Annotated in this window: 21 protein-coding genes; 5 read left to right on the top strand and 16 right to left on the bottom strand. The window is 67.9% G+C overall.

Going from position 1 to position 12660, the window contains the following annotated elements:
- Positions 1-15 precede the first annotated feature (15 nt).
- Together Microterr_RS15055 and Microterr_RS15050 are read left to right on the top strand one after the other, a co-directional pair.
- Positions 16-186 (top strand): hypothetical protein, encoded by a 171-nt coding sequence (locus Microterr_RS15055; protein WP_263796999.1) that lies wholly within the window; start codon positions 16-18, stop codon positions 184-186.
- A 19-nt stretch (positions 187-205) separates the two neighbouring features.
- Positions 206-871, top strand: a complete 666-nt coding sequence (locus Microterr_RS15050) for an SDR family oxidoreductase (RefSeq protein WP_263797001.1) — start codon at positions 206-208, stop codon at positions 869-871.
- Positions 872-881: 10 nt separating this feature from the next.
- Here the strand turns inward: Microterr_RS15050 and Microterr_RS15045 are convergent, their stop codons facing one another.
- Positions 882-1682 (bottom strand): DUF1206 domain-containing protein, encoded by an 801-nt coding sequence (locus tag Microterr_RS15045; RefSeq protein WP_263797002.1) that lies wholly within the window; start codon positions 1680-1682, stop codon positions 882-884.
- Positions 1679-2419 carry a phosphatase PAP2 family protein gene (locus tag Microterr_RS15040; RefSeq protein WP_263797003.1) on the bottom strand — a complete coding sequence of 247 codons (741 nt, stop codon included), beginning with the start codon at positions 2417-2419 and terminating at the stop codon, positions 1679-1681. Before Microterr_RS15040 ends, Microterr_RS15045 begins: the two co-directional genes overlap by 4 nt.
- 406 nt (positions 2420-2825) lie before the next feature.
- Between Microterr_RS15040 and Microterr_RS15035 the strand changes: the two genes are divergently transcribed.
- A complete protein-coding gene (locus Microterr_RS15035; RefSeq protein ID WP_263797004.1) occupies positions 2826-3122 on the top strand; it encodes a hypothetical protein in 297 nt (98 codons plus the stop codon).
- A 28-nt stretch (positions 3123-3150) separates the two neighbouring features.
- On the opposite strand, the gene Microterr_RS15030 is transcribed toward Microterr_RS15035, so the two are convergent.
- The 11 genes from Microterr_RS15030 to Microterr_RS14975 form a co-directional block, all read right to left on the bottom strand.
- On the bottom strand, positions 3151-3420 hold the full coding sequence (locus tag Microterr_RS15030) for a hypothetical protein (RefSeq protein WP_263797005.1): 270 nt from the start codon (positions 3418-3420) through the stop codon (positions 3151-3153).
- A gap of 7 nt (positions 3421-3427) precedes the next feature.
- The gene (locus tag Microterr_RS15025) at positions 3428-4336 is read right to left on the bottom strand and encodes a phosphotransferase (RefSeq protein ID WP_263797007.1); all 909 of its coding nucleotides are present in this window, start codon (positions 4334-4336) and stop codon (positions 3428-3430) included.
- 31 nt (positions 4337-4367) lie between these two features.
- On the bottom strand, positions 4368-5483 hold the full coding sequence (locus Microterr_RS15500; RefSeq protein ID WP_318528816.1) for a class I SAM-dependent methyltransferase: 1116 nt from the start codon (positions 5481-5483) through the stop codon (positions 4368-4370).
- Positions 5484-5546: 63 nt separating this feature from the next.
- Positions 5547-5936, bottom strand: a complete 390-nt coding sequence (locus Microterr_RS15010) for a hypothetical protein (protein WP_263797008.1) — start codon at positions 5934-5936, stop codon at positions 5547-5549.
- A gap of 156 nt (positions 5937-6092) precedes the next feature.
- Entirely contained in the window at positions 6093-6437 is a 345-nt protein-coding gene (locus Microterr_RS15005) for a cupin domain-containing protein (protein WP_263797009.1), read from the bottom strand.
- 45 nt (positions 6438-6482) lie between these two features.
- The gene (locus Microterr_RS15000) at positions 6483-6992 is read right to left on the bottom strand and encodes a P-loop nucleotide/nucleoside kinase family protein (RefSeq protein ID WP_263797011.1); all 510 of its coding nucleotides are present in this window, start codon (positions 6990-6992) and stop codon (positions 6483-6485) included.
- 21 nt (positions 6993-7013) lie between these two features.
- Positions 7014-7220: a hypothetical protein gene (locus Microterr_RS14995; protein ID WP_318528817.1), complete on the bottom strand. Its 207-nt coding sequence runs from the start codon at positions 7218-7220 to the stop codon at positions 7014-7016.
- A 58-nt stretch (positions 7221-7278) separates the two neighbouring features.
- Complete coding sequence (locus Microterr_RS14990; protein ID WP_263797012.1) at positions 7279-8232, bottom strand: hypothetical protein; 954 nt, start codon at positions 8230-8232, stop codon at positions 7279-7281.
- A gap of 126 nt (positions 8233-8358) precedes the next feature.
- Positions 8359-9111, bottom strand: coding sequence for a class I SAM-dependent methyltransferase (locus tag Microterr_RS14985; protein ID WP_263797013.1), 753 nt, complete (start codon positions 9109-9111; stop codon positions 8359-8361).
- A gap of 51 nt (positions 9112-9162) precedes the next feature.
- The gene (locus Microterr_RS14980) at positions 9163-9870 is read right to left on the bottom strand and encodes a hypothetical protein (protein ID WP_263797015.1); all 708 of its coding nucleotides are present in this window, start codon (positions 9868-9870) and stop codon (positions 9163-9165) included.
- A 75-nt stretch (positions 9871-9945) separates the two neighbouring features.
- A complete protein-coding gene (locus Microterr_RS14975; RefSeq protein WP_263797017.1) occupies positions 9946-10350 on the bottom strand; it encodes a RidA family protein in 405 nt (134 codons plus the stop codon).
- A gap of 167 nt (positions 10351-10517) precedes the next feature.
- Between Microterr_RS14975 and Microterr_RS14970 the strand changes: the two genes are divergently transcribed.
- Entirely contained in the window at positions 10518-10754 is a 237-nt protein-coding gene (locus Microterr_RS14970; protein WP_263797018.1) for a hypothetical protein, read from the top strand.
- Between the two features lie 63 nt (positions 10755-10817).
- Here the strand turns inward: Microterr_RS14970 and Microterr_RS14965 are convergent, their stop codons facing one another.
- Entirely contained in the window at positions 10818-11168 is a 351-nt protein-coding gene (locus Microterr_RS14965; protein ID WP_263797019.1) for a VOC family protein, read from the bottom strand.
- 78 nt (positions 11169-11246) lie between these two features.
- Here Microterr_RS14965 and Microterr_RS14960 point away from each other — a divergent pair, with 78 nt between their 5' ends.
- A complete protein-coding gene (locus Microterr_RS14960) occupies positions 11247-11747 on the top strand; it encodes an ATP-dependent endonuclease (protein ID WP_263797020.1) in 501 nt (166 codons plus the stop codon).
- A gap of 24 nt (positions 11748-11771) precedes the next feature.
- Here Microterr_RS14960 and Microterr_RS14955 read toward each other — a convergent pair whose 3' ends face one another.
- On the bottom strand, positions 11772-11999 hold the full coding sequence (locus Microterr_RS14955) for a DUF1653 domain-containing protein (RefSeq protein ID WP_263797021.1): 228 nt from the start codon (positions 11997-11999) through the stop codon (positions 11772-11774).
- Between the two features lie 33 nt (positions 12000-12032).
- A complete protein-coding gene (locus tag Microterr_RS14950) occupies positions 12033-12599 on the bottom strand; it encodes a P-loop NTPase family protein (protein ID WP_263797022.1) in 567 nt (188 codons plus the stop codon).
- Positions 12600-12660 lie beyond the last annotated feature (61 nt).

The following is a 12660-nucleotide window of genomic DNA, read 5'->3' as shown; positions in this document are numbered from 1 at the left end:
ATCGGAGGATGCGCCGTGGTTTCAGAGAGCGAACGGGCCGCCCAGGGGCATGTGCCCGGACCGGGCGAGCCGTCCATCCCCGAACTCGAGGCGGACGAGAACATCGCGCCGCGACCCGAGGAGGAGATCGCCGACGTGCTGCGGGCGGTCCCCGACGTCGAGGACCACAGCGCGCACGCGGAGTAGCGATGGACTGCGCGAAGCGATGAGCCTGGTTCTCGTCACGGGCGCCGCGCGCCCCGACAGCATCGCGGCCGGTGTCGTCCCCCGGCTGCTCGCGGACGGATGGGATGTCGCGACCAGCGACCTCGACGGCGGCGACTATCCGTGCGACCTCTCCACCGCGGACGGGCCGGAGCGGCTCATCGAACGGGTCTCATCCGCACGCGGCCCCCTCAGCGGCCTCGTTCTCAGCCACGCGCACGACGTCGAGTCCGGCATCCTCGACACCACCGCCGACAGCTTCGACAGGCACGTCGCCGTCAACGCCCGCGCATCCCTGCTGCTGATCGCCGCGTTCGCACGGCAGATCCCGAGCAGCGGAGGTGCGATCGTCGCGTTCACCAGCGACCACACGACGGGCAACCTGCCCTACGGCGCATCCAAGGGAGCGCTCGATCGGATCGTGATCTCGGCCGCTCGGGAGCTGGGACCACGGGGGATCTCGGCGAACGTGGTCAACCCGGGCCCGATCGACACCGGATGGATGGATGCCGACCTCCGCGCCGGCATGGTTCCGCACCACCCGCTCGGCCGACTCGGGACCCCCGGCGACATCGCGGCCGTGACGTCGTTCCTCCTGTCCGAGGAGGGGCGGTGGGTCTCCGGTCAGCTGCTCCACACCGACGGCGGGTTCTCCGCCCGGTACTGACCGGCGCGGGCTACATCCTGGCGTAGCGGGCGCGGGCGAAGCAGAAGATCCCGTAGATCACGAGGCCCGCTCCCACGATCCACAGGATGATCGGGCCGAAGGGCAGGCCGGCCAGGGTGTGCAGCGCAGCATCCAATCCGCCGGCAGCCTTCGGGTCGTGGGTGAACGCGGCGACGATGAAGAGGATGCCGGTGACGGCGATCGCGATGCCCTTGGCGACGTAGCCGACGACACCGAACGTGACGATGCCGCGGTGGGCGGTGCCCGCAGGAAGGTCGAGGTGCTTCTCGAAGGCGCGCGTGAAGCCGCGGACGATGAAGGCGATGCCGATGGCACCGACGATCAGTCCGACGAGGACGAGCAGGAAAACCCCGGCGGGGCTCGCGAGCACCTTCGCACTGAACGTCTGCGACGATCCCTGTGAATCGGACCGGCCGCCCAAGGCGTAGACGAGCGCGGTGATCGCGATGGCGATGTAGGCGACCGCGGTGCCCACGTACTTGAGGCGGTGCCCCCACTTCTTCTTCGTGTCAGGGTCGCGCTCGAGGAAGGCGTCGGCGATCTGCCAGATCGCGAGGGCGGTGAGCCCGATCACGATGACCCACAGCAGGACACGGCCGGCGGGCGCCTTCTGGATCTGCTCCATGGCGCCGCCCTGGTCGGCATCGCCGCCACCCCCGTTCGCGATGGAGATCGCGATGACGCCGATGACGATGTGGAGGATGCCGAGCACGACGTAGCCGATGCGCGCCAGGACGCGGAACGGTGTCGAGCCTTCGGTCGCGCGGGCGACGGATTTCGGGGTGCTCATTGGCGTAGCGTATCTCCCTGCTCGTGTGCCGGCCCGTCGGATCCGGATCCGACCGGCGCGGCGGCCGGCGAACGCGCTGCACGCCGGTCGCGCAGCGCCTCGATCGCGAACCACACGAAGGCCGCGACCGCGATCCCCTCGAGCATTCCGGCGATCACGTCGCTGAGCCAGTGCGCATGCAGATACGTTCGGCTCCACATCATCCCGACGACCCAGACCGCCCCGAGCGCCCACACGTACCAGCGCCGCAGGAGCAGCCCCAGCGTCATGGCGAGCGCGGTCGCGACTGCCGTATGCCCGGACGGGAATGAGGTGGCGACGCTCTCGGCGAGCGAGTCGGCAGGGCGCACGCGCGCGATGACGGCGGCCATCGGGGCCCCGATCGCGACCACCACGACGATCACGGCCGCGAGGGTCACCGCATCCCAGAATCTTCTGAGCAGGGCGAAGACGGCCACGAGCACGATTCCGACGACGACCATGCCGATCGTGCCGCCGACGATGGCCGGGATCCAGGCGATCACCACGCCCGTGTCGGTGAGTGTGGCCACCATCAGGTCGTGCCACCACACGTCGATCGGGAGCGGCTTGTGGCCCCCGAACGCGACCACGAGTCGCAGGAGGACGAACGCGACCGTCGCGGCTACGCCGACGAGCAGCACGGTGACGCGACGCGCGTCGGGCTCCATCGCCGGGGCGGTGTCTGATGGTGCGGTCGGGTCCGCATCTGTCGTCACGGTCGGACTTGCCTTCGCTGGCGGGAGTGGGGCATCCAGCAAGTATGGCGTGCAAGTGGGGTCGACACCCGGTTGGCGCGGGTGTAAACCGACACCATGCAAGAAGAGCGCGGAGTTGCGTCTCGGTGGCGTGCAGCGATGTCGGTCATTTCGGCGCTGGTTCTGGCGGTGGCGATGTCGACGGCCAGCGCCGCGCCCGCTGATGCCTACACCTACTACCGGGGCGCAAAAACCGGGGAAGGTCGTCGTCCTGGACCAGATCCAGGGGACGCATTACCAGCAGTGAGTCGGCTATATCTACATCGGGGGGATCCGGTATCCGAACTGCGTCTGGAATCCCGCACTGATCGCGCCGCAGAACAAGATCAACCGGTCCTCGGCCACGACGTCCGCTCAACGTGTCTCGGTGACCTGGTACCTGCAGCGCTATGACAACGGGTGGTACACACACGCCACACGGGCCAAGGCCTACACGATTCCCAAGGGCACCTCATCGGTGACCTCGCACGACTGGTTCGTGATCCCCACGAAGTCGCTCTACATGCGGATGATCGTGAAGGTGAAGTGGAAGAGCGCCAAGACCGGCAAGACGCTGGGCGCCTACCGGGCCGTGTTCAACGAGGCACGCGATTACAGGTGCGTCACGCGATTCCCGTGTCAGGTGATGGAAGACAGCATCTGGTTGAAGGCGCCGGGCGCCTGATACCAGATCGTCGGCGCCGGAGGTCGATCTACCAGACGACGCCGCCGCCGATGGAGATGCCGCCCCACGTGAGCGCGATGAAGATCGCGGCGAAGACGACGGGACCGATGCCCTTGCCGTTGCGCGCGAGTCCCTTGAGGAGGCCGATCACGGCGAGCACCGCGGCGACGATGGAGAGTCCGCCGCCCACGATGAGTCCGATGAAGAGCGGAATGGGCATGAGCACGAGGCCGGCCAGCGCTACCCAGAACGCGGCCCAGGCAGTCGGGTTGGATTGGCGTTCGACGGAGGAGGACATGGGGCCATTATCTCGTGCCCGACACGTCGTCGTCGGCGAGGAGCCGCGCGAGTGTGGTTTCACCGAGCCAAGCCATCGGCGGGTTGGTGGTGCGGTAGTACCAGACGAGGCCGACCGCCTGTTGGAACGCCCACGCCGCGCCGCGCTGCCATGCCAGCTCATCGGCCGACAGAGCGTCGCGCAGCACTGCTCGTGCCGGCGCGTCGAAGTGGTGCCACGCGCAGACGAGGTCCAGCGAGGGGTCGGCGGGGCCGAAGCATCCCGCGTCCAGCACGCCGCGCACGCGCTCGTCGATCAGGATGTTCCAGGGAGTCAGATCGCTGTGTGTCATCACGTGCGCTGCGCCGTCAGGAAGACCGCGGAGTCGTGACCACAATGCGCGCAGCGGTTCGGCGTCGCGGAAGCCCTCCACCTCGGTGAGGCATTCCTGCACATACGCATCGTGGGCGCGGAGGTCGCCTCCCCGCCCTGTCCCACGGAAGGTCCTGCCTCGGGTCGGCACCGCGCGCAGCGACTGGATCAGGTCGGCGAGATCCCGCGCGACGGCGGTGGAGGTCGCGACGCTGATCGGCGTTGCGACGTCACCATCCAGCCAGGTCTGTACCGACCACGGCATGGGATACGCCCCGCCCGGACGGCCCAGGGCCACCGGGATCGGCGAGGCGACCGGACTCGCAGAGGCGAACTCGGTCATCGCCGCAGCTTCCTGCTCGAGCGCTCGCCTGGCCAGATCCGGCTCCGCGCGCTGAAGCGGGAATCGCGCCGCCATCCCCTGCCCGACACGGAAGATCGCGTTGACCGTGCCGCTGCCGGACACCGCGGTGACCTCGAGATCCGCCCACTCCGGAAACTGCTCGGATATCAACGCTCGCGCGATGTGAGCATCGATGGGTATCTGATCCGGATGCATCCGCATCTCTCAATCCTCCGGGATGCGCAGCAGTGCCTCAGGGCGTGCTGACGATGAGGTACCGCTCGTCGGAGACGGGGCCGCCCCAATAGGCGGGGTCATCGAACATCCGTATCTCCACGTTCTTGCGGCTGGCGCTGACGAGTGCGAAGCACTCCTCGGCCGAGAGTCCGACTCCCGTGTGCCATTGGCCTTCCACGAGGATGAGGATGCCGGTGGGAGTGAGCAGGTCGAGCCAGGTCTGCAGTGCGGTGGCCGGATCCGGCATCGCCCACAGTACGTGGCGAGAGAGAACCACATCGAAGCCCCCGAGCGGGAGCGGCGGGTCCGCCGCGTCGCCCACGATGAACTCGGGTTCCGGTGCTGTGTCGCTGGCCTTCTCCCTGGCGCGGCGGACCATCTCCGGCGAGAAGTCCACCCCGGTGACGAGATGTCCGCCCTCCGTGGCCAGCAGCACAGACAAAGTTCCGGTGCCGCACCCGAGGTCGGCGATCCTGCGCCCGCGGCCTCCGATCAGGGGGAGCAGCAGGTGCGCCCACGCGCGACGGATGTCCGGATCCAGCAAGCCATGGTCGGGCGCGTCATCGAAGGTCTCCGCCTCTGCGTCCCACAGAGTTCTCGGATCGTCCCTGGTACGGAGGAGGTCCGCCTGGATTCGTCTGATGTGCTCGCCGAGGTCACCGGAAGCCAGCAGACCCGGGCCGAGTGGCCCGGCCGTGTCATCGCCCAGGGGTGGGAGCTGCCGGAGCGCAATCGCTGCCTCCGGGCTCAGGTGCGCGAGTTGCCATTCCAGCTCGTGGACTGCCCCGTCGGCCGCAAACCCGGCCGCTCGCGCGGCATACGCCGCCGCGCCGAGAGCATGTGCACCCATGTGCGCGACACCGGCTGCTTGGGCGGCAGCACGGGCAGCGGCGACGCCCGCGGGTGATGTCGCCGAGTGCGCGGCGCGGCCGGCGACGAATCGTTGCCGGATCTCTCCCGCCGTCGAGAGCTCGCCGCGCGCGAATGCCCGGGCACGCGCGATGGCGTTTCGGGGTCGGTCGTCGGCCGGTGCCTCGGCCTCGAACAGGTGCAGGACGCGTTCGGCGCAGTCGGCCGCCCACGCCGCCACCCGTCGGCGATCCTCTTCGCTCAGCGACTGGGGTGACGGCACGCCTGCACTCTGCCAGACAACCACTGGAGCTGCAGCCCGATCGCCATTCTCAACCATCCAGGGTCAGGGGCAATCCTCGCCTGTGGCGGGGAAGGACATCGATTGTGTGCCACGGGCCACGTGCTGTTCCCCGTTCACCTCGTATGTGAGATCAACGGCCGCGAACCCTCCGGCGATGTCCCCTGTGCGCTCCAGCGCGAGCGCGACGAACCAGGTCTCGCCCCCGTCATCGCTGACGACGGTCCCGTCGAGCGGAACTCGGCCATCCCACGCCTCGTCGCCGTCGTCCACGTATAGCGATCCGACACCCAGGTGAGTGCCATCCGCGAGGAGGACCGCCCGTGCTGCGGCCTGCTCGACCACGCGCACTCCCTCAGCGTCGACCAGGTCGGCCCGGACGAGTGTGACGTCCGGAGCACCTCCAGTGAGCCGGAGCGGCTCGCCGAACGTCATCGGTTCGGAGAATTCTCCGACGCAGATGGCGGTGCTTCCTCCCGACGGGCCCGCGCCGAGAATGAGTTGCGGATCGGGGGCACATGCGGTCAGCGCGACAACAACGCTCCCCAGTGCGGCAGTGACCGCCAGTGTTCGCGCGAGGGGCACGGAGGCTTACCTGCCCGGCCCGAGAACACGACCATCGACGGCGCCCGCAGCCTCGCCCTTGAGTTCGACGAAGATGGTGTGCGTTGCGGACTGACCGATGTTCTCGCCCGCGTGCCGTTGGGCAGGCAACCACATCGCCTGATTGGCAGGGATGTCGAAGTCTCGCTCTCCAGAATCGGTGCGCAGCCGGCGCTGGAAGTCGGACAGAGTCACCATCACACTGTTCGGGTGCACGTGAGGAGTCGTGCGTTCGCCCGGCTCGTCGGTGTACTCCAGTACGCGAACGAACTCGTTCTCGAAGATCGTGCGGTAATGCTCCGGGTTGGTCGTCACCGGATCTTCCTCGGCCATGGTGGCGAGCGTACTCCGCGACGCGCCAGACGTGTCGCGCGCGGATCAGTCCCGGTCGATGAGGTGCAGGACGGAGGCGACGAGCTGATCGAGGGGTGCATGAGCACTGAGGCGCTCGTGCTCACCCGCCCACGGCTCGAACTCCGCCTGCCGCGTGCGCACGTCATCCCAGGTGGGTTCTTGGATGCTGCGCAGATCGCGATGGCGATCCTCAAGTCGACGACGATGCTCGACGGCATCATCGAGGGTCAGGAGGATGAAGGTGAGCGGCGCACGGGTCGCAGCCGCGGCGCGACGCCACGTGTCGCGGGCGATCTCGCTGTCGTTGACCGCGTCGACGACGACGGTGTGACCGAGCTCCAGGTTCTGCTCGGCGACGGCGCGGACCGCCTCATAGGCGGCGACGCCGGTCGTCCAGGACGCGGGGATCCCGGCGCCGATGAGTGCGTCCTCGATCGTGTCGATCGAGAGATGCACGGCGTGTGCCGCCTGGGCGACCCGGGCGGCGAGGGCACTCTTGCCAGTGCCGGGCAGCCCGGATATGACGAGCAGCATCAGCGCATCGTCGGCTTCGGCTCAGCGCGTACCGCGACGGCGGCGAGCAACGATCGCGACGATGACGAGGACCACCCCGGCGATGAGGACGATCGGGCCGATCGTTGCCCACAGCGCGGAGCCGCTCATCGCGGACCCGCCCAGCACGTTGAGACCCTGGAGGGTCCACACCAACCCGACCGCAGCCAGGATCACGCCGACGAGGAGGAGCGGCCACAGTCGTTTCACATTCGCGACCTTAGCGGGACCGACCTTCTCAAGACAGGGGAGGCGCAATGTCGTCGCGCTATCCCGCGAGTGTGACGAGATTCGACCCGGTGACCTCGCCGTCGTCCGAGATGGCGGAGGTCTCGATGTGCACATCGAGGACCTCAGCGTCTGCCGGCATGGTGACCGTTCCGAGCTTGGCCAGCGGCTTGCTGGTGTCCGCGATGTCGTCCATCAACCAGAATTCGATCACCCGATCGTCGCCGATGTAACCGCTGATCATGGTGCCGTCGACGGCGTCCGCGTCAGCGCGGGCGCAGTCGTTCCAGCCCTCCGTGATCCGGGAGCAGATGGTGAGGCTTCCGTCCCCCACCGGTTCGGAGATGTGAATGCGCACGGCGATGGGAGTCAGCCGCTCCAGCAGAGCAGGGTCGGCGTCTTGGGGGTTGAGGATCACCGGCTGTTCCTCGTCCGACTCGAGCGGAGCCAACCCGAGGTGCGCACGGACGTCCGCGTGCTCGACGCGCGGCAACCGCGCAAGCACCGCGTCAGCGTCCGCCCCGAGGGCTTCATGCACCGGGATGCTGATCCTGTCGTCGATGCACGATCCGGGGAAGAACACCTCTCCGGAGGGTGTGACGGCCAGCACGTAGTCGACCATGTCGGCCGGAAAGAGGTCGGGGTCTGCCATCGCGAACCAGACCTGACCGCCGTGAGCGAGGGTCCACTCGACGCCTGGCCAGAACGAGGTGTGGATCTGCACGCGCTGCTCGTGCGCCGAGTCATCGAGGATGACCGCTGGCAGAGTCTGCCCCTCCGCCCGGGTAGACCTGCCGGCATCCACGACCTTCGCGACGGCGAGCCAATCGGCTGTGGCGGCGAGGTACTCGGTGGGCGTGAAGGACACTTCACCCGGCGGTGACGTGCAGGCGCCATACTTCGCCCCGAGTTCCCGACCCGACGCATCCGCCGGAGGCTCGGCACCCGTTGCGCACGCCGCCAGCATGCCCGCCGAGACCGCAAGGGCGGCCATCACCGCCCACCTTCCACCAGCGTTCGCCCTCACGAGGTCCCCTTCACGCGCGCTGCCGAGTCAACGGCAGACGCGACCAGGAGCCCGAAGCTGGGGGGCCACCGTGTGGAGGGATGCTATTGCACATCACGCCGTGGCTGCCACAGTCGGTCTCAGCACGATCAACCACGAGGAGTAGTGCTCCAGAACCGTCCCGCCCAGTTCCCTCACCGCGTCTGCCGCCCGGCCCACCTCGTCGAGCGACCAGTCGCTGAAGGTCGTGAACAGCGCGCGAACCTCGTGTTCGTCGAGATCGATGCTCCACCGGTACGTGAAGGTGTCAACGACCCGGAACAGACCCGTCTCGGTGAGTGCAGCCGCTGTGGCGACGCAGTCCTGGGCGTCTGGTCCTGGGCGCGGGGGCGCCGTCCGCTCCGCCACGATCTGGACTATCCGATCCCGGAACGGGGTGCGGAAGTCGGGATCGCCGAAGACGTTGCGCCAGACCAGCAGGACTCCGGAGGGCGAAAGGAGTCTCCGCACCTTCGGGAGGACGACGTCGAGGTCCATCCAGTGGATCGATGTTGCGGCCACCGCGAGATCGAACGATCCCGCGGGAAGGCTCAGGTCTTCGGCCCGCGAAACGATCACCGGTGCCTCCGGGAATGAGGTCCGGATCTGCGCCGCCAACTGGGGCCCGGGCTCCACCGCCGTCACCCGCAATCCGGCTGCCAGCAAGCGGCTGGTCGCCTGCCCGGTCCCCGCTCCCAGGTCGAGAGCACGAAGGCCGGGAGTCAGCATCCCGAGATCCCGCAGATCGTCCCACAGCGCATCCGGGTAGGGCGGCCGCGCGCGGGCGTAGTCCTCGGCGTGCGCCTCGAAATGCATGGGATCCGGCACGCGCACAGCCTACGACCGGGGTGCGGATCGATGGTGTGCCGCCTCGTCGGCCTAGTACAGGGTGACCCCGGTCTCCGTCAGCTCGAGCTCAACGACCGGAATCGATGTGATGGCGGCGAGGGTCTCGCGCGCGGCAGCTTCCGTGAGTTCGGGGTCGTCGGTCTTGATCATTACCCATATCCCGGTTCCGAACTTGTCCGGTCCGACTGCCAGAAGCGACCCCGCTGCCCCCAGTCGAGCGTCGAGCTCGCGAGTGACCTTGTCGCGTGCGTTGCTCATCTCCACCAGGGAATGCGGCGCGTCCACGAGGTGCACGGTCACCTCGGGATGTTCAGCGATGAATGTCCGCACCGACGGCGGGAGCTCTCCCTTCCAGCGCAGAGTCACCTCGTTCGAGAGGGGCGCGCCGATCACCAATGAGGCGTATCCGTTCGGCTTTCCGTCGATGGTGTGTACGAGCTGGGATTCCTCGTCACCGGCCAGGTGCAGCAGCTGCCTCACGAGCGGCTCACGGACAGCGGCCGCTTCGAGCTCTGCCGCGGTCGGATAATCGGTGGCCGACTGATCTGTGTCAGCGGCTGTGTCGACGGCCTTCGCGAAGAAGTCGCTCTGAGCCCGGGGAGCGGCGCGGTCGCCGGAATCGACCAGCCATCCGGTGAGGCTGAAGAAGCCGGCCCACAGGGTCACTGTCGTGACAGCAGCCCCCACCACGATCAGCAAGGCGGTGCGACCGTCGCGTGACTGTGGGAGCAGGGCCATGGGCAGAGCATACTGGCGCCTCCACGGGGCCGTACAAGGGTCCGGCAGCGCCCGCTTGCTCGGTGGAGGTCCGCGTCAGCCCGGCGATCTGGTGGCGATGGGCTCGATCTCGACCAGCTGGTTGGGGTATCCGAGTACGGAGACCCCCTGCAAGGTGGCCGGCACCTCATGACGGCCGAAGTGCTCGCGTACGACCGTCCACGCGAGGCCGAGGTCGTTCGGTTCGTCGGTCGCCACGAGGATCCGGAGAAAGGCCACGTCTTCCAGGGCCGCCCCGCACCGGCGAAGGACAGCATCCATGTTCTCCAGAGCCGCGCGGGTCTGCGCCGCGACATCTCCGGGTGAGACGACGACGCCGTCCTCGTCCAATTGGCACACGCCGGCCAGGAGGATGACCTCGCTGCCCGCTCCGACGATCGACGCGTCGGCGTACTCTGCATGGGCCAACGACGGCACGCGGACCAAGCGCAAGTTGCTCACCCCGCGATGATACTGAGCATGCCGTGGCGGCGGTCGGCCCAACCCGTCAGCCGGTCGTCGGCGGGCGGGAGGGCTCCAGCTTGTATCTTCGCTTCATGGCTCTGACTGCGCGTCGCAACTCGGTATGGCTCATCGCTGCAAGCGCGGTGTCAGTGATCGGATTGCTGATGGCGCTGACATCGACGGTGTTCGGAGCGGGCTCGGTGGCATCGTTCGGTTGGTGCTCGTTCGCGCCGCTCTCGAACGAGCTCATCATGCCCGGCAACTTCGTGATCCTGTCGGGCCCCACTCTGATCGGCGCGGGTCTGCTCGGGCTCGGGTTGCTCGCTCTGAGCTTCCTCCTGGGCATGCGAGCCGGAGCCAGGTCCGCCTCACGCGCGCCGCGACCGACTCCCGTCGACTAGGTGCCAAGGGCGCATGCCACGCCGCTCGGGTGAGGGTGCCGTGCCTGTCGGCAGCGTGTGTTGTTACTGCGACCAGACGGCGAGCTCGTTGCCCGCGGGATCGACGAAGTGGAACCGTCGGCCGCCGGGGAACGCGTAGATATCGTGCCGAATGGTGCCCCCGGCATCCGTCACCCGTTCACGCGCAGCCTCGAGGTCGTCCACGTACAGCACTGCGAGCGGTGCGCTCTGACGGGCGCCATCGTCGACGGCATTGAAGCCCGCCGTCACCCCGCTGTCAGAGGTGTCGAGGTACTCGCCGTAGTCCGTGAACCGCCATGCGAATGCCGCTTCGTAGAACGCGCGTGCCGCGGCCAGATCGCCGCTGCCGCCGATGGGAAACTCGATGAGATCGATGCGATTGTGCTCTGGCATGTCCCTGGTCTACCAGGTAGCGCCGACGTCACGCGGCGGTGGCCAGCAGCATCCGCATCTCGGGGGAGGGCGTGATCGATGACGGTCATCATCGTCGAGGGTGAGAGCGACCGCGTCGTCCTCGAAGTCCTCAGCACCCGCATGGGCATAGCGCTGGGGAGGATCGTGACTATCGGCGGTGCGAGCGGGATACGCCGGGCCGTCTCCGAACTGCCAGGTGAGAGCATCGTCGGGTTGGTCGATGCCAACGAGCGAGCGCAGTTCGAACGCGTGATGGAACGAGTCTTCGTGTGCGACCCGGATCTCGAGGGCGAGCTCGTCCGGGCACTCGGTTCTGACGCCGTCGAGGCAGTCATCGCCGAACAGGGAGAGCATGAGTCGTTTCGGCGCCTGCAGAACCAGCCAGCACAACGCGGCCGACCCGTCGAGGCGCAGCTGGCACGTTTCTTCGGGGGGAGGAGCGGAAACAAGCTGCGATACGCGCGCCTCCTCACCGCGGCAGTACCCCTGGATCGGATACCCCCGCCGCTCGCCGAGCTCATCCGAGCGGCCGCAGTCCAACCACCTCCTGTGCGATAGCGGGCGTGGCAATCGGTCCCGTCGTCAGGCGATTCGGGTGAATCGTGGTCCTTCGTAGCCGTCGCGGCTGAGGGAGTCGAGGAACATGTCGAGGGGGCGCACCCAGAAGCTGTAGTCGTCGTAGAGCTTGCGGTAGAAGACGAGGTCCTCCTCGGTCTCGCTGTGCCGCCCTGTGCCGATCACTTCGTAGAGGGCGCCCTTGAAGTGCTGGTAGATGCCGGGCTCGACCGCGGCGGGTGTTGAGGGCAGCATTCCGCGATCGTACCCACTCATCACGCCGGTCCTTCAACGGACGGCTGCGGTGAGTGGTCCGCTCAACCAGGCTTCGACCTGGCGTCGCGACTGCAGCCGCACCACTGTCAGATGCGGGTGATCACGTTCGAGTGCCGGCACGCGAGCTCGATACTTGTTCCGCGTGGAAACCGCCCATCGCACGATGTGCTCCCGGTCGGTCAGGATCGTGCGCAGAGGGGGCTCCACGTTCCCGTTCCACAAGATCTCCCGCCGCAGCCGCCTCTGCACGGTGCGCCGGATCACGCGAGGCAGCGTCACCGTCGCAAACGGCAGATCCAGCCACACCAGCAGGTCGGCGCGGGCCGCGAGGAGAGGCCGCGCGGTCGCGTACTGCCACTCGGTCGTCCACGACTCCGCGGCGACGAGCGCACGGACGTCGTCGAGGAACTCCTCACGGGGAACCCAGCCTGCTCCGTGATACAGGGCGTCGATCTCGGTATGTGCGGCACCGGTGAGGCTCGCGATCCGTCGCGCAAGATGGGTCTTTCCGACTCCCGAGACTCCAGCGACCACAACCCGCATCGGACGGACCGGGAGCGGGTCGTCGAAGCGCAACATCGTGCCGATGGTACCGGGCGAGCGATTCAGCCGGGCGGTCCGCTGATGTCGGCGGTGAGTC

It is taken from the genome of Microbacterium terricola, assembly GCF_027943945.1.
Taxonomy (GTDB): Bacteria; Actinomycetota; Actinomycetes; order Actinomycetales; family Microbacteriaceae; genus Microbacterium; species Microbacterium terricola.
The sequence above is the reverse complement of the archived record's forward strand: the minus strand, read 5'-3'. Positions and strand labels throughout refer to the sequence as shown.

Excerpts from the sequence above, each read along its gene's own strand:
- Microterr_RS15050 (WP_263797001.1), top strand. The coding sequence starts at position 206 with ATGAGCCTGGTTCTCGTCACGGGCGCCGCGCGCCCCGACAGCATCGCG.
- Microterr_RS15045 (WP_263797002.1), bottom strand. The coding sequence starts at position 1,682 with ATGAGCACCCCGAAATCCGTCGCCCGCGCGACCGAAGGCTCGACACCG.
- Microterr_RS15030 (WP_263797005.1), bottom strand. The coding sequence starts at position 3,420 with ATGTCCTCCTCCGTCGAACGCCAATCCAACCCGACTGCCTGGGCCGCG.
- Microterr_RS15025 (WP_263797007.1), bottom strand. The coding sequence starts at position 4,336 with ATGCGGATGCATCCGGATCAGATACCCATCGATGCTCACATCGCGCGA.
- Microterr_RS15010 (WP_263797008.1), bottom strand. The coding sequence starts at position 5,936 with ATGACGTTCGGCGAGCCGCTCCGGCTCACTGGAGGTGCTCCGGACGTC.
- Microterr_RS15005 (WP_263797009.1), bottom strand. The coding sequence starts at position 6,437 with ATGGCCGAGGAAGATCCGGTGACGACCAACCCGGAGCATTACCGCACG.
- Microterr_RS15000 (WP_263797011.1), bottom strand. The coding sequence starts at position 6,992 with ATGCTGCTCGTCATATCCGGGCTGCCCGGCACTGGCAAGAGTGCCCTC.
- Microterr_RS14990 (WP_263797012.1), bottom strand. The coding sequence starts at position 8,232 with ATGGCCGCCCTTGCGGTCTCGGCGGGCATGCTGGCGGCGTGCGCAACG.
- Microterr_RS14980 (WP_263797015.1), bottom strand. The coding sequence starts at position 9,870 with ATGGCCCTGCTCCCACAGTCACGCGACGGTCGCACCGCCTTGCTGATC.
- Microterr_RS14970 (WP_263797018.1), top strand. The coding sequence starts at position 10,518 with ATGGCGCTGACATCGACGGTGTTCGGAGCGGGCTCGGTGGCATCGTTC.
- Microterr_RS14965 (WP_263797019.1), bottom strand. The coding sequence starts at position 11,168 with ATGCCAGAGCACAATCGCATCGATCTCATCGAGTTTCCCATCGGCGGC.
- Microterr_RS14960 (WP_263797020.1), top strand. The coding sequence starts at position 11,247 with ATGACGGTCATCATCGTCGAGGGTGAGAGCGACCGCGTCGTCCTCGAA.
- Microterr_RS14955 (WP_263797021.1), bottom strand. The coding sequence starts at position 11,999 with ATGCTGCCCTCAACACCCGCCGCGGTCGAGCCCGGCATCTACCAGCAC.
- Microterr_RS14950 (WP_263797022.1), bottom strand. The coding sequence starts at position 12,599 with ATGTTGCGCTTCGACGACCCGCTCCCGGTCCGTCCGATGCGGGTTGTG.